The sequence below is a fragment of the Roseibium aquae genome (genome assembly GCF_008711285.1).
In the GTDB taxonomy this organism is placed as follows: domain Bacteria; phylum Pseudomonadota; class Alphaproteobacteria; order Rhizobiales; family Stappiaceae; genus Roseibium; species Roseibium aquae.
The window spans coordinates 29,538-54,573 of the sequence record NZ_VXDC01000006.1; the positions used below are offsets into that span (position 1 = coordinate 29,538).

Consider the following 25,036-nt stretch of genomic DNA (forward strand, 5'->3'; position numbering starts at 1 on the left):
AAAAGGCGTGTTGGAAGGCTTTTCAAGCAAATGATGGAAAAAGTCCGAAGTTGGCTCGCCTGTGTGTTTGTCGCCATCGGGTTATGGGCCGCGCCGATGTCAGCCACGGCCTTCCAGAACGAACTGGTCACCGGTCCCAATTATCCACCCTTTACCGGGCCAGAACTCCGAAATGGCGGTCTGGTGACCGATATCGTGCAACGAACCTTCGAGGAAATGGCAAAGGGAAAGCCGATCAGCATCGCTTTTGCGCCTTGGACCCGTGGGTACCAGTTGGCCATGGAAGGACGTTATCTCGGAACATTTCCTTATATCCGGACCCCGGACCGCGAAGAGGCTTTTCACTACTCGGATCCGATTGTCACCGGGCATGAGCGCTTTTTTGTCCTCGCCGGTTCTTCGATCGTGTTTGAGAGTGGCATGGATCTTCAGGGATTTCGAATCTGTTCTCCAATGGGATACGACCAGACGCGGTTTCTCTCCCTGATCGATGCCAACCTTGTGGCCATCGACGAACCGTCCGATCTGATCGACTGCTTCCGTCTTCTGGCCGCCGGCAGAACCGATCTCGTTCCGATCATCGAACAGGTGGGGCTTTACACCATCGCACAAGACCCGGATCTGAACATCGCCGATTTCCGGATCCTGGAGCGGTCCCTCAGGGTTTCAACGCTCCACCTGATCATTTCCCGGAAGATCCCGGAGGCGCAGACCGCACTGACGCTTTTCAACGAAAAGCTCCGGGACCTGAGGGATGCCGGGATCATCGACCAGATCATCCATCAGCACCTCAACTGACCCCGATCGGTCACTTTTGAACCGGCGGGCGCTCCCGGCTCCAGTTTTCGAAGATGCGTGAGCGCCGGATCTCAGGCTCCGGGGTCACTTCGAGCGCGGTTTCGCAGCCGGCTTCGGCAATCCGCACCTGTGCATCCAGCTTGCGGATGGCCGTGGTCGTCTGCCACATCCGGTCCTGGGTCGGTGTTTCGACTTCCAGCTTGTCGAGGGCGGCCGAATACGCCTTGACGCGGTATCGGAGCGCTTGCGAGACCCATTTGATCATCACGCGGTTTTCCCACACCCGCGCCTTCGCGCCCTCGTAGATCTCCTCGGTGGTCAGTTGCTTGTTTTCCAGAACACGCAGGCGCTCGTCGTCGGCGGCGCGCACGCGGGTTGCGACCTGGCAAAACGGCATGACCAGCTCCGCATCGCCATTGGCGTCGCTCGTGATGCGGTCGTAGCGTGCGTCGCTCGACTGAAACTTGTCGGAACTCAAGAAGACGTAATAGAGATCCACCGGAACCCGCCCCTCCACCTCGGGCAGAATGCGGGTTCGGGACAATTCAACGACCGTTCCGCCGATCCAATCCTGCGCCCAGGGCGGACGGATCAGGGTCCAGCCCCGGTCGCGAAGCAACTTCTCGTCATTCGTGTAGTTGAACTTGGAAACCGGGTCGCCACGATAGCGCGCCGATTGTTCGCCTGCTTGCGGCATGACCGTGTCATGGAGCACCGACGGCCGGGCCCGGTCAAAATCGCCGGTGGGCCGGACACAGCCCGCAAGCGCCGTCAGACAGAGTGCCCCGGCCACCCAGGCGGCCCGGCGGAGCCAGACCCGGCCAGCGCCGAAATCCTGTCGTCTGTCTTTTCGCTCGCCCATGGCCCGTTCCCGCTCACCAAGGCGGATCACGGGCGAAGGCGGACGTGGTTAATCCCGATCCGCGTGCGCCGTTTCTGCCTCTGTTCCGATGGTCCCGATTCGCGGGGCCAGATCAAGGTCATTGCGCTCGTAGCGCACACCCGGGAACAAAACCAGCTCTCCGCGGGACGGGGTCTCACAATGATATGGGCGGGAAGCTGACCGCCTCATCCGTGCGACCGGCCGCGGGGCGGATGCAAAGTCCAACAAAGTGCCCATCGTCTCCTCCTTTCGGTCCGATGTCCGGGGGTATACGCAAGACCCTCCGGATCCGGTCACTGGGCGACGCAGTACTTAAAACTTTACGCAAACCAGTAAGACTTCATCAGGGTTAACAGGATGCTAACGGTTTTCGCCGATAACATGCGGAAGCAGTCCAGCTTGTCCCGACCTTTACTGGTGTTCACCGACGTATCCCATGAGCCAACCACCCGCTTTCCACACATCCCCAGACCGCCCGTCCACCACGCATCCGGCATTGGCGCGGCACCGGGAGACAGCGGACATCCTTGTCTCGGAGACCGAGTTGTTCGCCGCTCGGGGCCGTCACACGGAGGAGGAGCGGCGGATTTTCGGCGAACTGGCCGGAAATTTTCTGCCCAGGGCCAGCGTCCGGGATCGGCGCCGGATCGCGGCGACCCTTGCGGCCCATCCGCAGACACCGGTCAGTATCCTGACGCTTCTGGCCCAGGACGACGACCTGCCGACAGCCTACCCGGTGCTCAGCCAAGCCCCCCGCCTCGCGCCGGAACTCTTGGAAGAAATGGTCCGCAAAGGACCCGAAAGCCTGCGCCAGGCCATTGCCAAGCGGTCGGATCTGACCGAAGAGGTGCATCTGGCCCTGGCATCGGCAGCGCAAAGCACCGATACGGTCCGCACGCTCCTGCAGAATGTGGCCTTCTCGCTGACCCCGGCGGTCGCCAGCCGGCTGATGCAGCGCAGCGAAATGGCCGCGGCCCTTGAAGACGATCTGGCCGCGTTGGGCGCCCTGTCCCCCAAGGCCCTTATGGAGCAATATTTTCACCTTCCAAAGCCGCAACGGGCTCAGGCCCTTGCTGCGGCGGAGCAGGCCAGCCTGATCGAACGGGCGATCGCAGGGCGCACGGCCGCACCGGCCGACCCGGTGTTCGTCGCCTTCCTGCTTCGGACAGCGAAATCCCATGCGCCCTACAAGGTCCATGAGGAAATCGGGCAGGCCTTGGCGCTACCCGCCGAAACGGTCCGCCATCTGGCAGCGGACAACACGGGCGAAACTCTGGCGATTGCGCTGCGATCGCTCGGTTTTGAGGAAACCTCCGCGACAACCGTTTTCATCCGGCTTCTGGGCCGCCGGATGGGCATCCAGGGAATCCGGAAAGTGCTGAACCTGTTCAATGGGATCAGCCGGGGCGGCGCGGACCAATTGGTCCGGTCCTGGTCATCCGGTTCGGCGGTGGCCGGCTCAAGGGTGGAAAGCCCACGGCACGCCCCGTTGACCGCTGAGCCGCGGGCACAGCGTGGGGGGTCCCAAACCATCGCAAAGGCTCCAGCGGATCAGGCGAAGCCCGGTTTGAAAGCCGTCGCGGGCTTCTCGCCCACGGCCAAGCGCCCCTTCGGCCGCCGGACGTGAACCTCCGCTGGCTGGGTCATTCGCGCCCCTGACGGTCAAGCCGATATCAGGCATCCGGCGTATCTGGGCTGATCACCGAAAGCCCGGCATCGCCAGAAGCCGCTTCGATCTCCACGATCCAGAGGTCGGGGTCCATGCGCTGTTCCCGCTCGAGCCGGCCGAACACATCGCTGCGCTCTTGCGTCTCCATCAAGATCTCAAACAAGCGATCGCCCGAGGGGCCGTCGAAAAACGCCTGTGGCGCGGGACCGTATAGATCGTAGGTCCCGTTCAGCCGGTCGACCACCACAAAGACGGCCCCGGCTTCCGCCGCGCCCTTGCGCGGGACCGCCGCGAAACCGCCTTTGGAAAACACGCGGCGCACCAGCGCCGAGACGAAAAAATCGGTCGTCACCCGCATCATGGGATCTCCACGCAGCACCGCCGGCTCAATGGCGCTATCGGTTGATCTTTTTGCCGCTGATCATTTCAAGCCGCTCGATCACCGGCGCACTGGGCAAGCCGGTCAAGGGCAGACCGCGATCAAGCTCGAACCGGCGGATCGCCGCCGAGGTGTTCTCGCCCATGATCCCATCGACCATGAGCGGTCCATAGCCGAGATCAGATAGGAGCTGCTGGATCTGGACGAGCCGGATATCCTGCGGCGGAACCGGCGTTGCCGCGGGTTTGGGGTCGCTCGGCTGATCGATCTGACCCGGCCGAGGCTGGCCAGCCGGACCCGCGAGCGCGGACGGGGGAACCGGGGCGGTGGCAAGGGCGGTCGAGGCCGCCCCTCCCGGCTTGGCCCTGGGCACCGGCACCAGGCCCTGGGTACCATCGGGGCCAGCGACCGGCGCCACTTTCTGCAAGGTCATGATCGCCAGAAGGGCTTCGCTGGGATCTCCGGTTTCCACCTGTCCGATGATCCGCTGATAGTTGCGGATCGCCCGCTCCGTTGCCGGTCCCTTCATTCCGTCCAGGGGGCCTTCATAAAGCCCCTGGCTGCGCAAGGCAGTCTGGATATCGAGCACCAGCGTCGAGATTTCATGAACAGGCGCAGTGGAGAAGCCCGCCTCCGCCTGATCCGCCGCTGCTAGGGCCGCTGCATCGGGCGCCGCGGCGTTTTCCCGGGTTTGGAACAGGGGGGCGGGGTGCCTGCCCGGTTGAAATCCCACTGCATTCGCGACAATCAGGCTTCCGGTCAAGGCCATCACAAGCGTGCCGCCGGCCGCCACGGGATTGTCGCGCGCCAGGCCGCGCGCCGTGGACGGCCCCGCCGGCATGTCGTCAAATTCGCTCCTGTCGCGGCCGCGTTTGCGTGCCATCAGCCCTACCCTGTTCGTCTTCTGCTCCGGGCGATCATCCTACCCCGGTCTTTACAAGCCTTATCACGCGCTTTTGCGCAGTGGTATCCCGTGTTCCAGATCAACCGGCTCGCTGGCGATGCCCACCTGGTTTGGCGCCAACCGTGCCTGCGGACAGGGCAGTGCGAGGCGAATACGCGCACCTCTCGCGTGATCGGGATCGATCTCGCAGGTCGCATTCAGCGCGGCGGCAAGACGTCTCATCAGGTCCCGGCGGAAGATGCTGACCGCATGACCTGGTACCGATGCCGGGCGCGGAGCATCCGGCCCCTCCCCCAGGCCGGCTTCAACCGCGACAGCGGAGACGTTCCGGGACACATCCACAACAACCACTTGCCCCGGTTCCCCCGCCCCGGCAACCGTGACAAGCATGTGCAGAAGCATTTGATCGAGCAGGTCCTTGTCCGCAGGGATGGACGGCAGGTCCGCGCCCTTGCGCAATCGGATTTCCATCCCGGAAACACTGGCGAGGGATGCCGCCTCCCGCACCGCGCGGTCCAATGCGGCATCAAGGCTCAGTGCCTCGACCTGAAGCGGACGGGCGCCTGCCTCCAGATCAAGGCTGGCCTGCATCCCCTTCACGGCGAGTTGCAACCGTGTGCCGGCGCAATGAAGCTGCGCTGACATCGTGCGCACATGCGGGCTCTCCCGCCCAGGAGCCATCGGCACGCCGGCCAACAGGTCCGAAAGGGTCAAAATGTCCCGGACGGGACCGGCCAGTTCAGGTCCCGCCGCCCTCAGAAAATCCAACCGTGCGGCCAGATCGGCTTTCTCGGCCTCCATCGCGCCTTGCCGGCACAGGTCTTCCCGTTTTTGCACGGTGATATCGGTCAGTTTGATCAGGACCGAAGCACCGCTTCCGGCGCCGTGCGCAGGCGTTCCGGCATCGGCTGCGGCGTGCATGGAGACCGAGACCCAGATCTGGTCCGGCGCGGTCTGCCCATCGGCGCGCCGGTTGCCGCTTTCCAGCCGCAGGTCGAGAGTTTGCGGGGTCCCGGCCGCATGGCAAGCCGCCAGCGCCGTCAGATAGGCCGAACGATCCTGGAGATGGATGTGGGGAAAGAGCCAATCGCCGGCCCGGCTGAACCGGTCCCTTCCCAGCAGGCGCGTGACTTCGCCCCCCACAAGGGTCAATCCGCCGCCCCGGACAGACTTGAGCAGGACATCCCCCGCGGCCGTTTCCAGTTCGCGCTCGTGGAGGGTTTGAGAGCTGATGCGTCCCTTAAGCCGCAACCGGTCCCAAAGCAGGACACCGGACAGGAGACCCGCACAGGCTACCGCGATCCCCACCGCCAAAACCTTCGTCCCATTGCCCATCTGAGCCGTGTCAGCCGCTCCAAACCCGGCGACCAGCGCCAGCGCGAGCCCGGCTGCGGCCGCCCCCACGGCCAGACCCAGCCGGGAGTTGGACAAGGCCGCCAGCGGGGGAACAGTGACCAGCCCAACCAGCGCCGGGGATCCGGCACCGCCGGTTTGAACGGCCACGCCTGTCAAGGCTGCCGCCAGCAACATGGCGGAAACGAGATACCCGTGATCCAGACGGCCGGATTGGGACACGTAAAGACCGAGCGGCCACTGCAGCAGCATCCAGCCCAGAAGCGGCAGAAGAGGCAGCCCGATCGGACCTGCCAGCGCAAGGTGCAGCGGGATCAAGGCAAGAGCGGCCGCCCCGCACAGGAACACGCCGATCAGAAACGCCCGGTGGCGCGGGGCTTCCATGGCGTCTTGCGCCCAGTCCCGATGGACATGGGCGGTCGCCAGTCTTTGAACATCAAGCAAAATCGTCACGAAACACTAACCCACGATCCGCTGCCGGGGCGGTCCGGAACGTCCGGATCCCGCTTTTCGGTCTTTCTTTTGTCCAATGTGCACACGGATCACTTAAGGAACGATAAAGCATGACCGGGCAGCGGGCCGCCGACCGGCGGAAAAAATTCGATAATTCAGAGACTTGTAGGGAGTTCGATAAAATTTGAGACAAATTCGATTCAAACTTGCTTCGAATGCGCGGAAAATTTGATGAAAACTTGAGCGGCCACCGCAACCCGATCTTTGAAGCTGCCTGTTACGGTGTATGGGTTCCATAGGCAAAGCCCGCGAAGAACTGGGCATGCAAGAACAAACTGACAGGGTAGCGCAATGTTCTTTCTGGTTCGCACAGCCTTCTGGCTGACACTCGTTCTCATGCTGATCCCGCTGTTCGGCAGCGGCCCGGACGGGGAGTCCCGGGACCCGATCGATCCCGTGGCCGCGTATTTCGCGGCGCAAGCAGCAGTGTCCGACGTGACCGGTTTTTGCGATCGCAATCCAGCGGCCTGCGAGACCGGCGGCGAAGCACTGGCCGCACTTGGAGCCCAGGCCCGCGATGGCGCACGCATCGTCTATCAGTTCCTCGACCAGAAGGTTGGCGAAACCGATGGGCAAGCCCTTCCCAAACCGGAGCTTCCCCTAGCGGAAACCGACCCGTTTCTCGTCACCGGCTCCACACAAGCCGCGCCGGGCACATTGGCTCTCGACCCCCTGCCGATGCCCGGGCAAGCGTACGACCAGATCGTCTCCCAACCGGAGACCCCCGTTGGACCGGTTCCCCGGTCCAAGCCGCGATCAGGCTAAGCGACCTGACCGCGGTCGCCGTTTTGCGTTGCCTGGCAAAGTCCAGGGTTCGAAAAACGGCTGTTTGCGCCCGCTTGACCGGACCGGCAGACATCTGCCTCCCGATCCGGATGACGGCTTGACTTGAGCGGTTTCATGCCGCTGCGCTGGAGGTGGATAGCTGCCCATTCCGCCTTCAGCGCTTTTTTTTGCCCAAATGAAGCTAGACCTGCCGGTTTGCATCCCGGCCCAAGAAAGCTATATCAAGTGGCATCACCGGCACGCAGAACGGATCGTCATGGCCAATTCGCTTCAGGACATCATCGACACATTCGAGTTTCTCGATGATTGGGAAGACCGCTACAAGTTCCTGATCGATCTGGGAAAGGATCTGGAACCGCTTGCGGCGGACGAAAAGACCGACACCTACAAGGTTCGCGGCTGCGTCTCCCAAGTCTGGCTGGTCACGACACCGGACAACAGCGGCTCCGAGCCCGTCCTGACATTCCGGGGCGACAGCGATGCACTTATCGTCCAGGGATTGGTGGCCATCGTGATCGCCCTGTTCTCCGGTAAGACCGCGCAGGAAATCCTGCAGACCGATGTGGAAGGCCTGTTCAACACGCTTGGCCTGCAAGAGCACTTGACACCGCAACGTTCGAACGGCCTCAAGTCGATGATCGGCCGGATCCGGACCGACGCCGAAGCCGCCCTGACGGCAGCCTGACCGGCGCTTGCCAGGATGCCCGGTGCCCTACCCATCCCCCCGGCTGGACCGCATGGATGTCCGCTCCGGAGCCCGGATCACCTCTCCATATTCCTGGGCCAGGGCCGTCAGGGCGATCTGCAGAACCACCTTCGCTGACCGGGCTGGCCATCCCCGCTCGCGTTCGACATCCTCCAGTCCCTTGAGATGGCAGCAGATGTCGACCGCAACACGGGACAGGGCCGAGGGCAACGAACCCAGAACGCGGTAGACCCGTTTGCGCGCCGCCAGAACATCCGTGCTCATGCTGTCTGGAGAGTGTCCAGGGGACCGGGACAGGGGCTCGGTCCGCCATCCCGGCGCCATCGTCGGCGTCAAGTTGGCGAATGTGTAATCGCAGCGCAGCCTCTCTCCCGCACGAACCTGCGCGGGGCTGAGCAACGCGCGCCCCTTGCCGTCGCGCCGGCTCGCAAGCCAGGCCAGCGGGCTCTCCTTCAGATTCACCGTTACCTTGTCCCGCGTCGCCGTTCGGCCCGCTCCGATGACGGCGGAGGCCACAACCCTGTGCTGGGCCGGGAAAGCCTCCGCGCCTCCGGCCAGCATGCGCCTGCAGGCCGCGCGCCCGGCGTCCGACAACACATAGGCACCCGTTGCATCCGGCGTCAGAAAATCCTGCTTGAAAGCGGACTGTACCTGGCAGGCCGGGATTGGAAGCGGTGGCCCGCCGGCATCGAGCAGCCATGCGCCGCCGGTCAAAGCCGGATCCGATCGCCTCAAAACAACACCCGATCGGCTTAGTTTTCGCAGAAAGTCCGTCATCTGCCCGGGCCGGGCCGGCGCGTTCACTGGCGCTCTCCCGCAGCGGGCCGGAACAGCGGATCGTTGCGCAGGGAAATCAGCGCTTCGATATCGCGCACGATGTCGTCGAAACCGGGATCGTCCCGCCTGTCCTCCGTTGCCCGGCACGCATGGGATGCCGTGGTCCGGTCCCGGTCGTACCGGAGCCCGACCTCTCTCAAAGGCAGGCCGAATTCCACATGGGCGAGATACATGACGAGCTGGCGGGCCTCCGCAACGTGACGGCGGCCGCGTGTCTTGGAGTAGAATTCCGAAGGCTTGATGCAAAAGGCCCGCGAAACATATCCCTCCGCCAGATGCAAATGGGCCGCGATCCGGTTGTCCACCATCTGCCCCATTGCGCTGCACCGGCGCCGGAACGCTGTGCGCCGGCGTTCCCCCTCACGACGTTTCACCATTCGACAACTCCATGCTGACACTGGATTCACCAATCGTTAATAGGTTTATTTTCCTATATTTTATCAGCACAATTTGAGGTGGGGGATAAATTGATATGTTTATTTAAGGTTTCATCATCCAGCGGCGAACATTCCGGTCAAGATTTCGAGGAAAACTCGCCCCTGAGCCAGAGGTCTCAAACCAACGCCAAAGAGAACAACCCGGCGATTTTCATGACGGACTTCCCGATTTCTGCACGGGAACCGAGGGCACAATGCAGTCTCGAACGCAAAAACCGCCCGGAGGTCCGGGCGGCTGATGTTCTTTCAAAGGTCTTCCAGCGGTCGCTTTACTTCGTGCGCTTGCGCTGTTGTCCAAGCCCCATTTTCTTCGCCAGTTCCGAGCGCGCGGCCGCGTAGTTCGGCGCGACCATCGGATAGTCCGGGCCAAGGTCCCACTTCTCGCGGTACTCGTCCGGCGTCATGTCGTAATGAGTGCGCAAATGCCTTTTGAGCGACTTGAACTTTTTGCCGTCTTCCAGACAGATGATGTAATCCGGCATGACGGATTTCTTCACCGGCACAGCCGGCTTCAGCGGCTCCGGCTCGGGTTCCATTGCCGCCGTGGATGTACGCTGAAGGGCACCGTAAACCTCGTTGATGAGGTGGGGCAAATCTGTGGACGCGACCGTGTTATTGCTCACATACGCGGACACGATGTCAGCTGTAAGATCAATCAAATTCGCGTCGACCGGAGTTTCAGACATTTCTCACCTGTTCTATTTTATTAGCAGGACCATACACTTGACGGATCCAAAATGGGCCGCGAGCGCTTCGGACATCAAATAACGGATACTTGGAACAGCCCGCGTCCAAAATGATTCTACTTTTGATACAACCAATAGCAGCCTTATAAATTAGCATATAGGTTTGGACAACCCCTCAAATACAATAAATACTGTCACGTCTCAAACAAAGCGTCCTTTGCGAAAATATTGCACCGCCAAGAATGCGACAAAAACATGGTGAGAATCAGTATTTGGCGGCAGATTGGCGCGGTATCGGCACCGCCGCCCGCCAGTCCGGCCCCAGCCCCTTGTCAGTTCGGCACATGCCCCGAACTTGCTCCGGCCGGGAGACTGGCTGTCCGGCGCAAGACCGGTGGTCGAGTTGAAAAGACGGCCGGCTCCATGGCGTTGGGCAGGCCCCATGGGCGCGCCTAACCGCGACAATTCCCGGCACATCCAGTATCTCACCCCTCGATCGGGTGCCCAGAGATGTAGGAAACCTGCGCTTGTCCAGCCCGCAACCGTTTCTGTTCCTGAACAACGGATCTGAACGCATCTGCTGACGCGGTCGTACCGGTTCGCGATCAATCGGATCAGGAAGGATGTGCAACCACTTTAACCGTGCGCGCAGTTCCCGCAAAGCCAGGTCTATCCGAAACGGCGTCTCATCAGGACCCGGTGCAGCTGTGCTCAATCAGGATCGTTTGGACGTATGATCGGCTTCAAGGCATCGCGTTTCGTGGCCGCACAGGGCCGGTAGCCAGCGCGGTAGGACGCGGTTGCCAGCAAGTGCGCGGCCAGCGGCGCGGTCAGCAGAAAGAAGACGATCCCTGCAATCGCCCGGGTCACGACGCCGGCATCCGCCGCCAGGATCGCAAGCGCCAAAAGCATCAAGCCGGACCCCAGGGTGCCCGCCTTCGACCCGGCATGCATGCGCATGTAAACGTCCTGCAGACGCAGCAAGCCAATAGAGGCGACAAGGGCGAACAAGGCCCCGCCAACCAGCAGGATGCCAACGAAAATCTGGATATAGGCGTCCACCATCACTGCCCTGCCTTTCTGCGCGCGATGCTTTCTTCAACCTCTTTGCAGATCGTTTCATCGCCAACCGCGCCGCGATTGTTGATGAACCGGGCAAAGGCAACGGTCGCCAGGAAGCCGACAAGACCGAGTGTTATGGCCACGTCCACATAAAGGTAGTAGCTCGTCAGGATTCCGAAGGTTGCCAGAAACCCGATCCCAACCGCCACAAGCATGTCGAGGGCCACGACCCGATCGGGCAGTGTCGGCCCCTTCACAATGCGGATCACGATCAGGATGAACGATATGGTAAGGATGGCGAGCGAGATATGGATGCAGACATCCAGAAAGTGAGCGGCAAAGGCCTCAAGCGGGCTCATCTGAAGGCCTCCAGGATCTTGCGTTCAAAACCGTTCTTGATGTCGTCGATGGTTTCCTGCGGATCGGGCACATCAATGCAGTGAATGAAGAGGGTCTTGCGGTCGTCGGACACCTCAACGGACAATGTTCCTGGTGTAAGGGTGATCAGATTGGCCAACATCGTGATCTCGAAATCCCGGTCAACCGTCAACGGATAAGCGATGATGCCCGGCTCGAGCACGATCTTCGGCCGCAACACGATCTTCGCCACCCGCCAGGCCGACAGGAACAGCTCGTAGACAAACAGGGCCGCCAGACTGATCACCTGTCCCACACGATTGAAATAACGGGACGTGCCGACCTGCTCGCGGATCAGAAAAAGAGCAATGGACCCAAGCAGGAAGCCGAAGACAAGGTTCAGCGCCGCGAAACTGCCGCTGACCGCTCCCCAGGCCAGCGCCAGGAGCAGATTGATCAGGAACAAACCGGTCATGGGGCGTCTCCAAACACGGACCGCACATAGCCAAGGGGTTCAATAACGCCGAGGGCGCCGCGGGCGGAGAGGTCGAACATCACCTCCGGCTGGAGCCCGAAATAGACAATCATCGCCGTCAGGATACCGATGGGAAGCCAGAGGGCACTGGATCCGATGCTGATCGTGCCCCCGGAGGCTGCGACAGCGGTTCCGTCCGGCGTGCCTTCGGGACCGCCGCGCCAGAACGCGTAGATCCACACACGGCCGACAGCCAGGGTCGTCAGAAAACCGCTCAGCAGGATCGCGAAGGCGAGCCAGCCTCTGCCATCGCTCATGGCGGCATCGACCAGCATCACCTTGGGCCAAAACCCGGAAAATGGCGGAAGGCCCGAGACGGCGAAGGCAAGGATCAGGAACACCCCGGCAAAAGCGGGGTTTGCGCCGTAAAGGCCGCCCAGTTCCCGCATGTCATAGGATCCGCCCATCCGGTGCATGACGCCGGCTGCCATGTAAAGCGCCGTCATCACCAGGATCGAGTGGACCGCATAAAAGATTGCGCCGGAAATTGCCAGATTGGATCCCACCGCGAGCCCGGCCAGCATGGAGCCGATCCCGGCGATGACAAGATATCCGAACACCCGGCGCACCTCCGTCTGGGCAAGCGCCCCCAGCACACCGGTGATCATGGTCGCGATCGCGACGACCGCGATCAGATCCGCCATGTAATCGCGCGACTCTGGCATGATCAGGACAAAAATCCGGATCAGCGCATAAACGCCGACCTTGGTGAGAAGCCCCGCGAATACGGCCGACACAACGATGTTGGGCGTGTGATAGGACGCGGGCAGCCAGAAATTCACCGGGAACGCGGCAGCTTTCATGGCGAAGGCCAGGAAGTAGAGAACCCCGATCGTCAGCAACGTGCCGGAGGCCGCGTTGTCGAGTTCCGAGATCTTCGCGGCGATGTCGGCCATGTTCAGCGTTCCGAACACGCCATAAATCATGCCCGTGCCGATCAGGAACAGATTGGTGCCAATCAGGTTCAACACCCCGTATTTCACGGCCCCGTCCAGCTGCGGCCGGTCGTTTCCGAGGATGATCAAGCCGAAGGACGCGATCAGCAACACTTCGAACCAGACATAGAGATTGAAGATGTCCCCGGTCAGGAACGCGCCGCACACCCCTGCCATGAGAAGCACCAGGAAGGGATAATAACCATAGCGGCGCCCGGTCCCGTCAACGGTGACCGCGCCGTACAGGCCCGCGCAGAAAGCGACAATGGAGGCCACAAGCGACAGCGTGGCGCCCAGGGCGTCGGCCGTGAATGCAATTCCGAACGGCGGCAGCCAGCCGCCCATGACCATGGTGATGACCCCCTTGTCCAGCACCCGGACCAGCAGCCCGAGATTGGCCGCGACCAGAAGAGCGAGGAAGATCATCGCCAGTTTCGGCTGTGCCTGGGTGTTCTTGCGGGTCATCAGGCAGACCGCGCCCCCGACCAGCGAAATCAGCACGGGGGCGACAACCAGCCAGTCCCCGGCCGCGACGGGCGCGAGGTTCATGGCAGCCGAATAGTCAACTTTGGCAGAAGAGATAGGACCGGCCATTTCAGATCAGTATCCTTGAGGCGGAAGCGGGTCGTTCTCGGGTTCGGCGACGCGCATTTCGTTGACGTCGTCGGTGCCCACTTCCTGGTATGCCCGGAAGGCCAGAACCAGGAGGAACGCGAAGAAAGAAAAGGAGATCACGATGGCCGTCAGAACCAGGGCCTGCGGCAACGGATTCGCGGTGACCTCTGTCGGCACCAGGAGCCCCTGCGGGATCACGGGCGGCACCTCACGCGTGAGACGGCCATTCAGGAAGATCGACATATTGACCGAGTTGCCGAGGATGGCGATCCCCAGCAGCATGCGGACAAGCTGCTTGGACAGCATCAGATAGACCGAAACGGCGAAGAACAGGCCAATGACGATGGCAAGACCGGTTTCCATCAGTCGCTCTCCCTTTCTTCGAGCGCCAGCGCGATGGACGCAATGGCGCCAACGACCACGAAGTAGACGCCGATATCAAAGATCAGCGGGGTCGACAGTTTGATCTCCACATCGAAGATGGTGACCGGCCACCACTGGCTCGTCATGAAGGGCTGCTTCGTGAACAACGAGTAGACGCCGGCCAGCGTGCCGATGAACAGACCGAACCCGGCCAAGCTCATCGGATGGACCTTGAGAGCCCGGCGCACGGCGGCGACGCCACAGGCGATCCCGAAGATCGCCAGCGCCGAAGCGGCGATCAGCCCACCAATGAAGCCGCCGCCCGGTTCATTGTGACCGCGCAGAAGCACGAAGATCGAGTAAAGCACCATGAGGGCCGACAGATAGGGCGCGATGGTGCGGAAAATGAGTGTGCGCATCACGCGGCCTCCCTTTTGGCGGAACCGGACGGTGCCGGCGCCTGATCCTCTTCCGGCAGGGTCTTGGTCGTGTGCACCCGGATCAGCGCGAGCACGCAGAGGCCAGCCAGTGCCACAACCGCGATCTCGCCCAGCGTGTCGATGCCGCGGAAGTCGACGAGAATGACGTTCACGATGTTCCGGCCGTAGGCGATCGAGTTGCTGTATTCGGTGAAGAAGTCCGAGAGACTACGGTCGAAGGGCTGCTGCGAAATGGCAATCAGCGTCAGCGCGATACCAACCCCGACAGAGGCCGCAATCGCCCCGGTGACCAGCGCCGCGCCGCCCTTGCGATGATCGCGCGGCGACAGGTTCAGCCGGGTCATGACGAGGGCGAGGATGACAACCGAGAGCGTTTCGACCATCAACTGGGTGAACACCAGATCCGGGGCGCCGAACAGCATGAAGATCATCGCGACGGCAAACCCTTGAATCCCGAGGGAGACGATGGCCGTGAGCCGGGTCTTGGCAATCAGCACCGCGATCAGCCCCAATACGGCCACCAGCAGGATGCCCCATTCATAGAACGTGTAGACAGGCATCTTCGGCATGGTCGGCCAGCCTCCGCCGAGATAACCGGGCACGAGGACCGCGGCGCCCGTCGCCAGAAAGGTGAGCGCCATGTAGGTCTGCATCTTGCCGCCCTGCAGGCGGCGGGTAACGGCGGCGGACAGGGACACGATGCCCGCGACCGCCTGATCGAACCCCTTGTCCGGCCCCCAGCCGATCGCGGTCAGAACCCCGGCAATGGCGGACCGCAGCCGGTCAAGCTGCAGGAACAGCAAGACGCCGAGACCGATCGTGATCAGGGACAGGATCAACGGTGCGTTGACGTAGGGCGGAATCAGGACAAGCTTCACTTCCGTCCACGTTCCCATGAGCGAGGAGAGCATCGGCCCGACAAACATCGTGCCCGTCGCGGTGAAGAACAACGCAAGGACGAGACCGGTAACCGACAGCACCACCGGCCCGGCAAAAAGCAGGACCGGCCCCTCGTGGGCGTGTTTCGGAGTGTCGACCTTGGGCCCGAAGAACGGCTTGATGGCAACGGCCGCAGCGATCACCAGCATGAGGGCATTGCCGACAACCGCCGTCACGGTCAGGGCCATCGCGGCCGACGGGGCGCCCCAGGTGCCGTAGTACAGCACTTCCTTGGCGATGAAACCGATGAAAGGCGGCAGGCCGGACATGGACAGGGCGGCCAGCGCCGCGGCAGCGAAGGTGATCGGCATGGCGCCGCGCAGCCCGCCCAGTTTCGTGACGTCACGGGTCCCGGCCTCGTGATCGATATTTCCGGCGACCATGAACAGCGCGCCCTTGAACAGCGAGTGCGCGATCAGATAGAGCACAGCGCCTTCCAGCGCGCGCTCATAGCTGGTACCGACCAGCATCACCAGAAGCCCGAGCGAGGCCACCGTGGTATAGGCCAGCATCAGTTTCAGGTCGGTCTGGCGCACGGCGAGAATGGTGCCCACCAGCAAGGTGATGCCGCCGAAAACCGGCAGAACCGTCATCCAAAGCTCGGTGCCGCCCAGCATCGGATGCATGCGCATCAAAAGGTAGACGCCCGCCTTGACCATGGTTGCCGAGTGCAGGAACGCGGACACCGGTGTCGGCGCTTCCATCGCGTTGGGAAGCCAGAAATGAAACGGGAACTGGGCCGACTTGGTGAAGGCCCCGCCCAAGACCAGCAGGAAAATCGGCAGATAATAGCCGCTATCCTTGATCACGTCAGGCGAAGCAAGCAGCGCGGACATTTCTGTCTGGCCGGTAACCGAGATGATCATGATGACGCCGGCCAGAAGGATCAGGCCGCCGCCCCCCGTGACAACCAGCGCCTGAATGGCGGCGCGGCGCGAAGCGGCGCGCAAGTGGCCGAAGCCGATCAGCAGGAAGGACGTGATAGACGTCAGCTCCCAGAACACAAACAAGGTCAGCAGGTTGTTGCCCAGAACGAGGCCAAGCATGGCCCCCATGAACAGAAACAGGAACGAGAAGAACCTGCCCTGCTGGGGATGGCCTTTGAGATAGCCGCCCGCGTAGAGGATGATGAACGTCCCGATCCCCGAGATCAGCAGGCCGAACACCATCGACAGCCCGTCGATATAGACCGAATAGTCGAGACCGTAGCTGGGCGCCCAGGCCCTGGACGCGACGAAGCTCTCCCCTTCGGACACGGGACCGATGAACCCGGCAAAATGCAGGAAGATCGCTGCCGGCACGATCGCCAAAGGCCATGCCGCGTTGTGCTTCAGGTGCTTGGTAAGGAAAGGCGCGATGAGAGCTGCCGCAAACGGCGCCAACACGGCCAACAGGGTAAGGTCGATCGCAGCTTGCGTCATGCTGTTCCGAATTCAGGTTCGGTGAGGTTCAAGGCCGGGGCCGACCGATATTCTGTCAGTCGGTCCGGGTTGCCCGGTTTGGAAGGTTGAGACGAACGGGATTTTACTTACGATTCCGTTCGCTCCGTTGCAAGTCTCAGACGGTCGATTTCAGAAAAACCGAACCGAATTCGGCCCAACCACCTGAAAAACGATGTCCGGCCACGCTCTTAGGGGTACTTGCCCGCTCATGCGCGCCGCAAATGAAGACGTGGCTTTACCACTGATCTTCAGCCGGACAATCAAAACAATGATTCATTAACAAATCTCAAAAAAAGAGCTTTATGACCCAAGACAAGGCTATATTTGCCAAGGTTATGTCATCCTGGTTACTCTTTATTTTGGTTTGATACCTACGCTCCGTGCTCTCTAACGGATGAGCACCATGGGCAGCACATATCTCCGGCAACAAACACGCCTCTCCTCAACCGAACCCTCGATCGACTTTCGCGCGCTCACTGAGGCTTGCCCGGATGCTGTCATCCAGTTGTGCCCGCAGCGGCGCCCGATCTATGCGTCCCCGGCAATCACCACCATGACAGGCTGGGATCCGGACGAATTGACCGTGGGCAAGACCGGCTTTTTTCATGCAGAAGACATCACTGCGGTCCATGCTTCGTTCGATCTGGCCGAGGGCCAGCCCGCAGGCTCCGAGCGCGCGGTTTTTCGAATCATTACACGCACTGGGACGGCCATTTGGGTTGAAGCGATGATCGCCCGCATTGCGGCCGCCACCGGACTCTTCCACGGGTTCGTGATGACGTTACGGGATATTTCGGACCGGCTGCACTACGAGGCTCAACTGGAAATCCTCGCCAGGCAGGACTCCCTGACCGGGCTCGCCAACCGGCGGGAATTCGACCTTGCGTTCGAACGCGAATGGGCCGTTGCCCGCCGGGAACGTCAGCCTCTCAGTCTGGTTCTGGCGGATCTCGACCGGTTCAAGTTGCTGAACGACCGCTATGGACATTCCGCGGGCGATACCTGTTTGAAGGCCGTGGCCGGCATCTTGAAGGAAGCCGCGCGCCGACCGGCCGACATTGCCGCGCGTTTGGGCGGCGAGGAGTTTGTTCTCCTGCTTCCCAGAACCCATGAAGCGGGCGCCCGAACGGTTGGCGAACAAATCCGGAAAGCCATTGAAGACCTGCGTATCGAGAATGCGGATGCGAAGGACCATGGCGGTATCCTGACCGTCTCGGTCGGTGTGGTCACCGCCATCAGCGTCGATGGGCCGTCCTCAATCACTCCGGCCCGGATCATCGAAGCCGCAGACCGGGCGCTCTACACCGGCAAACAATCCGGACGGAACCGGGTTTGCTTCTCCCGGCTGACCGAAAAGGACTGTCCCGGTCTCGCCAATGCAAGCCTTGCGGCAAACTGAGACCGGAAACCGGCTCCGGCCTTGCCGCGCCCTGGCGGGAAGTCTATTTCCCTGTCGTCATTTCCCAATGCCAAGGAGCAGCGCCATGCACACCCGGCCGAAAGTTCAAAAATCCGTCGAGGAGTGGCGGGAGCAACTGACGGACGAGCAGTTCTACGTCACCCGGCAGTCAGGGACAGAGCGGCCTTTCACCGGTCCCTTCCACGACAGTTTCGAGGTTGGCCGCTACGACTGCGTGTGCTGTGACGCACCGCTGTTCTTGTCCGACACGAAGTTTGACGCGGGCTGCGGCTGGCCGAGCTTCTTCAAGGCGGCAACGCCCGACGGGATCACCGAGATCGAAGACCGGTCGCACGGCATGATCCGGACCGAGATCCGCTGTTCGAATTGCGATGCACATCTGGGCCATGTTTTCCCGGACGGCCCGCCGCCGACCGGCCTGCGCTACTGCATGAACGGCCATGCAATGAATTTCGTGCCGGGCGGCACGCTAGATCAGCGGGCGTAAAATCGGAATCGATTTCACGCCCAAAACTGATCGCTTTTTTGAAGAAGCGGGCATCTTTGGGCGTTTCCGACAAAACGCCCGATGCCCCGGAAAGCCGGACGGACATGGCCAGCTGAGCCGCGACAAGACCGCGACAACACAATGCCCTCAACGCCCGATGTCCTGCGGCACCCGGCTTTTTGTTTACCGGGGCCGCTGGGCCTTGAGTATCCGCTCGGTGTTAACCTCGATCCAATCCGCAAGGTCCCGCACTTTGAGTGCCACCTCACGGCCGACCGGCGTGAGACTGTAGTCCACATGCGGCGGCACCACGGGATGTGACACCCGTTTCACGAAACCGTCGGATTCCAGGGTTTGCAGAGTTTGGGCCAGCATCTTTTCACTCACGCCGCCCACCGTGCGGCGAAGATCTGAGAACCGATGCTCCCGCTCCAACAGCGCAATCAAAACCAGTACCCCCCATCGGCTTGTCAGGTGCTTGAGGATATCGCGCGATGGGCAGTTCTGATTGAACAGTTCGCCCCGCCGCATCCTGTCCGACAGCGGCACGCCCGAGTGCTCCGGCTGCAAGTTTTTTTCCATTGTGCAATCAGCGCCTTATATCGCGAAAGCGGACCGGCTGGCGGCCCGGATCAAAACTAACCTTTTTGTATGTACTAACAAAAAGAAAGTTTTGAGTCCACATTCCCGGCATTGGCCGGCGATCCCCGGCCGTTTTCAAGGAGACACTTATGATTGCCGTGACCGCCGCCAATGGCCAACTTGGCCGTTTGATCCTGAAACAGCTAGCTCACTTGACCGGCACACCGGTCCGGGCGCTCGTCCGGACGCCGGAGAAGGCCCGGGACCTTGCGACCGCGCAGGTGAGTGTCGTCAAAGGCGACTATAACGATCCCGAAAGCCTCCGCTCCGCCTTGGAAGGCGTCGAGCGGTTGGTGCTGATTTCCGGCAACGACATCGGCAATCGTGTGCCCCAGCACAAGGCGGTGATCGAAGCGGCAAAGGCGGCCGGTGTGTCCTTTGTTGTTTATACGAGCGTTCTGAAGGCGAACAGCTCGGACATGATCCTGGGCGCCGAACACTTGCCAACAGAACAAGCGCTGGCGGAAAGCGGCCTTGCCCACGCCATCCTGCGCAACGGCTGGTATCTGGAGAACTACGACGGAACCGTTCAGGCCGCCCTTGCGCATGGCGCGGTTTTTGGCGCTGCCGGCGACGGACTGATCGCCGCCGCGGGCCGGGAGGATTATGCCGAAGCCGCCGCCAAGGTGGTGGCCGGTGACGATGTGAGCAGCCGGACCTATGAACTGGCGGGTGAGCCGGCCTTCACCCTTGCCGACCTCGCAGCGCAGCTCTCGGAAAAAACAGGCCGCGCCATTGCCTACCAGAACCTGAGCGAAGCCGAGTACGAGAAGGCCCTTGTTGGCGCCGGGCTGCCGGAAGGCTTCGCCAAGGCCGTCGCCGATGCCGACCGGGCAGCCTCGCAAGGCGCGCTCGACAGCACGAGCGCGGACCTCCGCAAGCTTCTTGGACGGCCAACCCTGTCTCTCTCGGACTACATTGGCGGCATTCTGGCGAAGACCGGCGGATAAGCCAGCGAGCCGCGTGCCGGACCGCGGACCATCCCGCCCGCGGCCCGGCAATCTGTAAGTCCCCCTTATCAATTGCATCATTTTAATTTGTTGGATCGGAACCGTCCCGTTTGGTACTCACGAAGGGTCAAGGAGACTTGCAATGAGTGTAAGCGCCGAACCGGCCGACCCCTATGCTCCCGATGGCACCTACGCGTGGTTCCGGCTGGCGATCTGCATCCTGTTATCCACGCTGGGCGGCGCGGGCATGTGGGCCGTGGTGGTGGTGCTGCCGGCGGTGCAGGCCGAGTTCGGCGTCGACCGGGGAGATGCCTCGCTTCCCTACACCATGACCATGATCGGCTTTGCCGCCGGAAACTATCTGATCGGGCGCTGGGTCGACCGGTTCGGGATCGTGCTTCCCGTCCTCCTGTCCGCGCTGGCGCTGGGAGCAGGCTTTGCCCTGGCGGGCCTGTCCACCGGCATTGTCACGTTCTCGCTCGCCCAGGGGTTTTTGATCGGCCTCGGCACCGCGGCGACCTTCGGGCCCTTGATCGCCGATCTTTCGCACTGGTTCGAAAAGCGCCGCGGCATCGCGGTCGCCTCAGCGGCCTGCGGCAACTACCTGGCGGGCGTGCTTTGGCCCTCCTTCATCCAGTGGGGCCTCGGCTTCACCGACTGGCGCACGACCTATCTGATGATCGCCCTCATTTGCGTGGCGGTGATGGTGCCCCTCACCTTCTTCCTGCGCCGGACGCCGGATCCGGCCTATGCCACGCGCCACCCGCAGATTGTGGGCCGGTTTGGCCAGCTGTCCGCCGGGCTTTCGCCGCGCGCGCTTCAGATCCTTCTGGTGATTGCCGGCCTTGGCTGCTGCGTCGCCATGTCCATGCCCCAGGTGCACATCGTCGCCTATTGCGTGGATCTGGGCTATGGCGTCGCAGCGGGCGCGGACATGCTGGCCATCATGGTCGGCGCCGGGATCATCAGCCGCCTGGCTTCCGGATTTCTCGCCGACAAGATCGGCGGCGTGCGCACGCTCCTCATTGGTTCGGTGCTGCAATGCGCCGCCCTGTTTCTCTACCTGCCCTCGGATGGACTGGTCACACTCTATCTCGTTTCGCTCGTTTTCGGCCTCAGCCAGGGTGGCATTGTCCCGTCCTACGCCGTGATCGTGCGCGAATACCTGCCGGCCAAGGAAGCCGGCCAGCGGATCGGGCTTGTGATCATGTCCACGATCATCGGCATGGCGCTCGGTGGCTGGATGTCGGGCTGGATCTATGACCTGACCGGCTCCTATCAGGCCGCGTTCCTCAATGGCATCGCCTGGAACTTTTTGAACATCGGCGTGATGGTCTTCATTCTTATGAACAGCCGCGGCGGACGGGAAAAGCTGGCGGCGGCTTGAGTGGTTCGGGCGCGGCGCCGCCGCATGTCGCCCAGGAGACCTCAGTTCCGGATCACACGCGCTTGCGCAACAGCCAGACGAAGAAGAGCCCGCCGATCAGGCCCGTGACGATGCCGATGGGCATGTCTTCCGGGGACATGATGGTGCGCGCCAGAACATCGGCCCAGATCAGGAAGATCGCCCCCACCAGCATGGAGGCCGGGAGCACGCGGACATAATTGCCGCCTGCCATGAACCGGACGGTGTGCGGGATCATTAGCCCGACAAAGCCGATGATGCCGGAAAAGGCGACCATGACACCGGTGATCAGCGCGCCCACCACGAACACGGTCAGGCGAAAGCGGGCAACGGGTATGCCAAGCGTGGAAGCGGTTTCGTCGCCAATCGTCATGGCGTTGAGGTCCCCGGCGCGGGCCCAAAGATAAGCCCCGCAGACGGACAGGATCACCAGCGGGAAAGCAAGATGCGGCCACTGGGCAAGACCCAGCCCGCCCAGCATCCAGAACACAACCGTGTGGGTGGCACGCGGATCGCCCATGAAGATGAGAATGTTGGCGAGCGCCAGGATGATGAAGGACACGGCGACGCCGGCCAGCACCAGCCGGTCGGCACTGGTCGCAGCGGTGAAGCGGGTGACGCCAAGCACCAGAAGCGTCGCGGCCAGCGCGCCCGTGAATGCCATCAGCGGGACCGTGAAAAGGCCTAGGAACAGCCCCGTGTGCAACAGCGCCAAGATTGCCCCGAACGCCCCACCGGATGAAATGCCGAGCAGATGCGGATCGGCGAGCGGGTTGCGGGTGACGGCCTGAAGCGCTGCGCCGACCGCCGCCAGCCCCGCCCCGACAAGGGCGGCCAGGAGAACGCGGGGAAACCGGATGTCCCAGACAATCGCTTCCCGGCCATCCGACCAGGTGACCTCAACCAGATCCGGCACAAGCTTGTTGGCGACGATACCAAAAACCGTTTCTGCCGGAACCGCGACTGCGCCGATGGACACGGCAAAGACGATGGACACGACAAGAACAACAAGACCGCCGCTCATGGCGAGCGCAAAGCCGGGTGTCCGGCGCGCGATCCGCCTTGTGTCCGCAAGGCTGAGGTCCGCAGAGAGGTCCGCTTCCGCCCTGTCCGTCATGGTCACTCGCTCCAGAACGTGTTGGCAAGCTTCTTCACGGCCTCGATGTTGCGCGGGCCGGGTGTTGCCTCGACATATTCAAGCACGACAAACCGGTCGTTTTTCACCGCATCGATATTGGCCAGCGCCGGGCTTTTGCGCATGAAGTCCATCTTTTCTTCCGCGGTCACATTTCCGTAGTTCACGATGATGACCACATCCGGGTTGCGGTCGACAACCGTCTCCCAGTCGATCTTTGCCCAGCTCTTTTCAAAGTCGTCCAGAATATTGCGGCCGCCAGCTGCTTCGATCAGCGCGGTCGGCATGGCGTAGCGCCCGGCGGTGAAAGGGGTTTCCTCGCCGCTGTCATAGACGAACACATCGAGCGGTTCGCCGGGCTCGAGTGATCCGGTGATTTTGGCGAGCTCCGCCTTATAGCCTTCAACAAGCGCCTCGGCCCGGGCTTCAACCTGAAAGATCCGCCCGAGGTTCAAAAGGTCATTGTACATGTCGTCCATCGACACTTTCGGCTTGTCGCCGATATGAATGCAGGATTCGCTGAGCTCGTAGACCTTGATGCCAAAAGGCTCGAGCGTTTCCGGGGTCACCTCGCCGCCCACGCGCATGCCATAGTTCCAGCCGGCGAAATAGAAATCCGCATCGGCCCCGATCAGCACTTCCTTGGTCGGGTATTTTGCCGAAAGCTCCGGCAACTCGGCAACGCCCTCCCGCATCTTCTCGTCCAGCGTTTTCCAGCCGGATATGCCGGTATAGCCGACCATGTGGTCGCGCAAGCCGAGCACAAGCATCATCTCGGTCAGATTCACGTCGTTGGAGATGGCCGCTTTCGGCGGCGCGTCGAAGGTAACCTCGCGGTCGCAGCTTTGCACGGTCACGTCAGCCAGAGCCGTGGTGGCGATCAGGGACAAGGCAAGGGATAAACCTAGGTGTTTCATGGGGTGTCTCGCGAAAGAGGTCAAAGATGGAAGGTGAAATGCGAATCACCGCTGGGATGCAGCGTTTGAACCTGGGTGCGCACGGAAAAGGCGGTTTCGACCCGCTCGGTCGTCAGCACATGGGAGGGCGGTCCAAACGCAAGCGACTGGCCGCCACTGAGGACAAGGATATCGTCGCACAGGCCGGCAGCCATGTTGAGATCGTGCAGGCTGGTAACAATGGTCACCGACAGGCCGCGGATCAGGCTGAGGATTTCAAGCTGATGGCGGATATCGAGATGGTTGGTCGGCTCGTCCAGAATGAGGAGTTTCGGCTCCTGCGCCAGGGCCCGGGCGACCATTACACGCTGGCGCTCACCGCCGGACAGCGTGCCAAGACGCCGGTGGGCCAGGCCCTGCAACTCCATGCGGATCAAGGCCCCTTCGATGATCTCGCCATCCTGCGCCCCGCCGCGCGAAAAACCCGATCCGTGCGGGGTACGGCCCAGCCCGACAATCTCGCGGACGGTCAAGGCGAAATCAGTCGGCTGCTCCTGCAGGACGGCGGCCACTTTTCGGGCCGTTTCCCGGGCGCTGATCGCCCAGATATCCTGGCCGTCCAGCTTGACGGTTCCCGAGCGTGGCCGGTGAAACCGGTAGAGCAGCCGCAAAAGCGTCGACTTGCCCGCGCCATTGGCCCCCACAACGCCCAAAATGCGGCCCGGCACCAGATCAAAGGAAACCGGATGGAGAAGAATATGCTGGCGGTCGGGACCCCAACTGGCCTTCTCGACTGTGAGGCGCGCCGGGCTCATGCCGGTTCCTCCTCACAGACGTCAACAGACTGGATGACCTGCGCAATCTGGGCCGGGATCCGGGCAAGCGTGGTCCGGCGGAGTTTCCCGGGCCGGTCGACGGACGAGCACCAGCCGTCCTCCAACGCGCGGTACTGCGCGGCGAAAGTCTTGAGGTCTGCCAAGTCCTCTTCCAGAACGATGTCGCCAAACAGGTAAGTCGCCTTGCCCGGCGCCTGATAGGCGACCGTACAGGGCCGCGAACAGCCGGCCATGCATTTGACAGCGCAGACGTCAAAACCTTCCGGCAGATCCGCTTGCAAGGCCGCCAACAGATGTGCCCCAGGGCGGTCTTCCCGGCCCTTTTCACGGCAGGTGATGCACACCGTGATGCGGTGCCGTGAATTGTCGCTAAATGCCATGGCCTCCGGCCTTTGCTGTTGTTCTGCCACCTGGAGCGCCCGCCTCTGATGCCACGGCCCAATCCGTTGCCGGTTGTGAGCGGTCCTTTTTCCGGATTTCGCTCCCGTCGGGGGTGGATACGAGTTCAATATGTAATGTTATTACATTACATTTACCGGGCATGGCAAGCGGGTTCCCGCCGACCGGTTGGGGCTGCGAATACCTGGCCATGCCATTTGCCGCCATGGCCCGCGCCGCGCGCGCGC

Annotated in this window: 27 protein-coding genes; 8 read left to right on the top strand and 19 right to left on the bottom strand. The window is 62.0% G+C overall.

Annotated elements, in window-relative coordinates:
- The first annotated feature begins 30 nt into the window (after positions 1-30).
- Positions 31-798, top strand: a complete 768-nt coding sequence (locus tag F0184_RS10640; protein ID WP_172972070.1) for a substrate-binding periplasmic protein — start codon at positions 31-33, stop codon at positions 796-798.
- A 10-nt stretch (positions 799-808) separates the two neighbouring features.
- On the opposite strand, the gene F0184_RS10645 is transcribed toward F0184_RS10640, so the two are convergent.
- Positions 809-1,660 (bottom strand): hypothetical protein, encoded by an 852-nt coding sequence (locus F0184_RS10645; protein ID WP_208998427.1) that lies wholly within the window; start codon positions 1,658-1,660, stop codon positions 809-811.
- A 457-nt stretch (positions 1,661-2,117) separates the two neighbouring features.
- On the opposite strand from F0184_RS10645, the gene F0184_RS10655 reads away from it, so the two are divergent.
- Positions 2,118-3,308: a DUF2336 domain-containing protein gene (locus F0184_RS10655; RefSeq protein WP_150496177.1), complete on the top strand. Its 1,191-nt coding sequence runs from the start codon at positions 2,118-2,120 to the stop codon at positions 3,306-3,308.
- Positions 3,309-3,354: 46 nt separating this feature from the next.
- Here F0184_RS10655 and F0184_RS10660 read toward each other — a convergent pair whose 3' ends face one another.
- From F0184_RS10660 to F0184_RS10670, 3 genes are all read right to left on the bottom strand, one after another.
- A complete protein-coding gene (locus tag F0184_RS10660) occupies positions 3,355-3,711 on the bottom strand; it encodes a DUF1491 family protein (protein ID WP_371871125.1) in 357 nt (118 codons plus the stop codon).
- Positions 3,712-3,745: 34 nt separating this feature from the next.
- Entirely contained in the window at positions 3,746-4,612 is an 867-nt protein-coding gene (locus F0184_RS10665; RefSeq protein ID WP_208998428.1) for a peptidoglycan-binding domain-containing protein, read from the bottom strand.
- Between the two features lie 63 nt (positions 4,613-4,675).
- On the bottom strand, positions 4,676-6,439 hold the full coding sequence (locus F0184_RS10670) for a PAS domain-containing protein (protein ID WP_150496178.1): 1,764 nt from the start codon (positions 6,437-6,439) through the stop codon (positions 4,676-4,678).
- 351 nt (positions 6,440-6,790) lie between these two features.
- Here F0184_RS10670 and F0184_RS10675 point away from each other — a divergent pair, with 351 nt between their 5' ends.
- Positions 6,791-7,264, top strand: a complete 474-nt coding sequence (locus tag F0184_RS10675; RefSeq protein WP_150496179.1) for a DUF5330 domain-containing protein — start codon at positions 6,791-6,793, stop codon at positions 7,262-7,264.
- A 277-nt stretch (positions 7,265-7,541) separates the two neighbouring features.
- Positions 7,542-7,970, top strand: coding sequence for a SufE family protein (locus F0184_RS10680; RefSeq protein WP_150496180.1), 429 nt, complete (start codon positions 7,542-7,544; stop codon positions 7,968-7,970).
- A 27-nt stretch (positions 7,971-7,997) separates the two neighbouring features.
- Here the strand turns inward: F0184_RS10680 and F0184_RS10685 are convergent, their stop codons facing one another.
- From F0184_RS10685 to F0184_RS10730, 10 genes are all read right to left on the bottom strand, one after another.
- A complete protein-coding gene (locus F0184_RS10685) occupies positions 7,998-8,795 on the bottom strand; it encodes a DUF6456 domain-containing protein (RefSeq protein ID WP_172972071.1) in 798 nt (265 codons plus the stop codon).
- Positions 8,792-9,205, bottom strand: a complete 414-nt coding sequence (locus F0184_RS10690) for a helix-turn-helix domain-containing protein (protein ID WP_244299121.1) — start codon at positions 9,203-9,205, stop codon at positions 8,792-8,794. Before F0184_RS10690 ends, F0184_RS10685 begins: the two co-directional genes overlap by 4 nt.
- 329 nt (positions 9,206-9,534) lie before the next feature.
- Positions 9,535-9,951: a Ros/MucR family transcriptional regulator gene (locus tag F0184_RS10695; protein WP_150496182.1), complete on the bottom strand. Its 417-nt coding sequence runs from the start codon at positions 9,949-9,951 to the stop codon at positions 9,535-9,537.
- Positions 9,952-10,662: 711 nt separating this feature from the next.
- The gene (gene mnhG / locus F0184_RS10700) at positions 10,663-11,016 is read right to left on the bottom strand and encodes a monovalent cation/H(+) antiporter subunit G (protein WP_150496183.1); all 354 of its coding nucleotides are present in this window, start codon (positions 11,014-11,016) and stop codon (positions 10,663-10,665) included.
- Positions 11,016-11,372 carry a cation:proton antiporter gene (locus F0184_RS10705; protein ID WP_150496184.1) on the bottom strand — a complete coding sequence of 119 codons (357 nt, stop codon included), beginning with the start codon at positions 11,370-11,372 and terminating at the stop codon, positions 11,016-11,018. The genes mnhG and F0184_RS10705 overlap by 1 nt, the downstream gene beginning before the upstream one ends.
- Entirely contained in the window at positions 11,369-11,845 is a 477-nt protein-coding gene (locus F0184_RS10710; protein WP_150496185.1) for a Na+/H+ antiporter subunit E, read from the bottom strand. The genes F0184_RS10705 and F0184_RS10710 overlap by 4 nt, the downstream gene beginning before the upstream one ends.
- Positions 11,842-13,434 (bottom strand): Na+/H+ antiporter subunit D, encoded by a 1,593-nt coding sequence (locus tag F0184_RS10715; protein WP_150496186.1) that lies wholly within the window; start codon positions 13,432-13,434, stop codon positions 11,842-11,844. Before F0184_RS10715 ends, F0184_RS10710 begins: the two co-directional genes overlap by 4 nt.
- 6 nt (positions 13,435-13,440) lie before the next feature.
- Positions 13,441-13,818: a Na+/H+ antiporter subunit C gene (locus tag F0184_RS10720; RefSeq protein ID WP_150496187.1), complete on the bottom strand. Its 378-nt coding sequence runs from the start codon at positions 13,816-13,818 to the stop codon at positions 13,441-13,443.
- The gene (locus F0184_RS10725) at positions 13,818-14,237 is read right to left on the bottom strand and encodes a Na+/H+ antiporter subunit B (RefSeq protein ID WP_150496188.1); all 420 of its coding nucleotides are present in this window, start codon (positions 14,235-14,237) and stop codon (positions 13,818-13,820) included. The genes F0184_RS10720 and F0184_RS10725 overlap by 1 nt, the downstream gene beginning before the upstream one ends.
- Positions 14,237-16,618, bottom strand: coding sequence for a putative monovalent cation/H+ antiporter subunit A (locus F0184_RS10730; RefSeq protein ID WP_150496189.1), 2,382 nt, complete (start codon positions 16,616-16,618; stop codon positions 14,237-14,239). Before F0184_RS10730 ends, F0184_RS10725 begins: the two co-directional genes overlap by 1 nt.
- A gap of 424 nt (positions 16,619-17,042) precedes the next feature.
- Here F0184_RS10730 and F0184_RS10735 point away from each other — a divergent pair, with 424 nt between their 5' ends.
- Positions 17,043-18,038 (top strand): sensor domain-containing diguanylate cyclase, encoded by a 996-nt coding sequence (locus F0184_RS10735; protein WP_172972072.1) that lies wholly within the window; start codon positions 17,043-17,045, stop codon positions 18,036-18,038.
- 85 nt (positions 18,039-18,123) lie between these two features.
- Positions 18,124-18,546 (top strand): peptide-methionine (R)-S-oxide reductase MsrB, encoded by a 423-nt coding sequence (gene msrB / locus F0184_RS10740; protein ID WP_150496191.1) that lies wholly within the window; start codon positions 18,124-18,126, stop codon positions 18,544-18,546.
- A 183-nt stretch (positions 18,547-18,729) separates the two neighbouring features.
- Here msrB and F0184_RS10745 read toward each other — a convergent pair whose 3' ends face one another.
- Positions 18,730-19,128, bottom strand: a complete 399-nt coding sequence (locus F0184_RS10745) for a winged helix-turn-helix transcriptional regulator (protein ID WP_150496192.1) — start codon at positions 19,126-19,128, stop codon at positions 18,730-18,732.
- Positions 19,129-19,277: 149 nt separating this feature from the next.
- Here F0184_RS10745 and F0184_RS10750 point away from each other — a divergent pair, with 149 nt between their 5' ends.
- Both F0184_RS10750 and F0184_RS10755 read left to right on the top strand, forming a co-directional pair.
- Positions 19,278-20,138, top strand: a complete 861-nt coding sequence (locus tag F0184_RS10750) for an SDR family oxidoreductase (protein ID WP_150496193.1) — start codon at positions 19,278-19,280, stop codon at positions 20,136-20,138.
- Between the two features lie 142 nt (positions 20,139-20,280).
- On the top strand, positions 20,281-21,525 hold the full coding sequence (locus F0184_RS10755) for an MFS transporter (protein ID WP_150496194.1): 1,245 nt from the start codon (positions 20,281-20,283) through the stop codon (positions 21,523-21,525).
- A gap of 52 nt (positions 21,526-21,577) precedes the next feature.
- On the opposite strand, the gene F0184_RS10760 is transcribed toward F0184_RS10755, so the two are convergent.
- From F0184_RS10760 to F0184_RS10775, 4 genes are all read right to left on the bottom strand, one after another.
- Complete coding sequence (locus tag F0184_RS10760) at positions 21,578-22,567, bottom strand: FecCD family ABC transporter permease (RefSeq protein ID WP_172972094.1); 990 nt, start codon at positions 22,565-22,567, stop codon at positions 21,578-21,580.
- Positions 22,568-22,662: 95 nt separating this feature from the next.
- Positions 22,663-23,595: an ABC transporter substrate-binding protein gene (locus tag F0184_RS10765; protein ID WP_150496196.1), complete on the bottom strand. Its 933-nt coding sequence runs from the start codon at positions 23,593-23,595 to the stop codon at positions 22,663-22,665.
- Between the two features lie 20 nt (positions 23,596-23,615).
- Positions 23,616-24,389 (bottom strand): ABC transporter ATP-binding protein, encoded by a 774-nt coding sequence (locus F0184_RS10770; RefSeq protein ID WP_150496197.1) that lies wholly within the window; start codon positions 24,387-24,389, stop codon positions 23,616-23,618.
- The gene (locus F0184_RS10775; RefSeq protein ID WP_150496198.1) at positions 24,386-24,790 is read right to left on the bottom strand and encodes a DUF1636 family protein; all 405 of its coding nucleotides are present in this window, start codon (positions 24,788-24,790) and stop codon (positions 24,386-24,388) included. Before F0184_RS10775 ends, F0184_RS10770 begins: the two co-directional genes overlap by 4 nt.
- Positions 24,791-25,036: the final 246 nt, after the last annotated feature.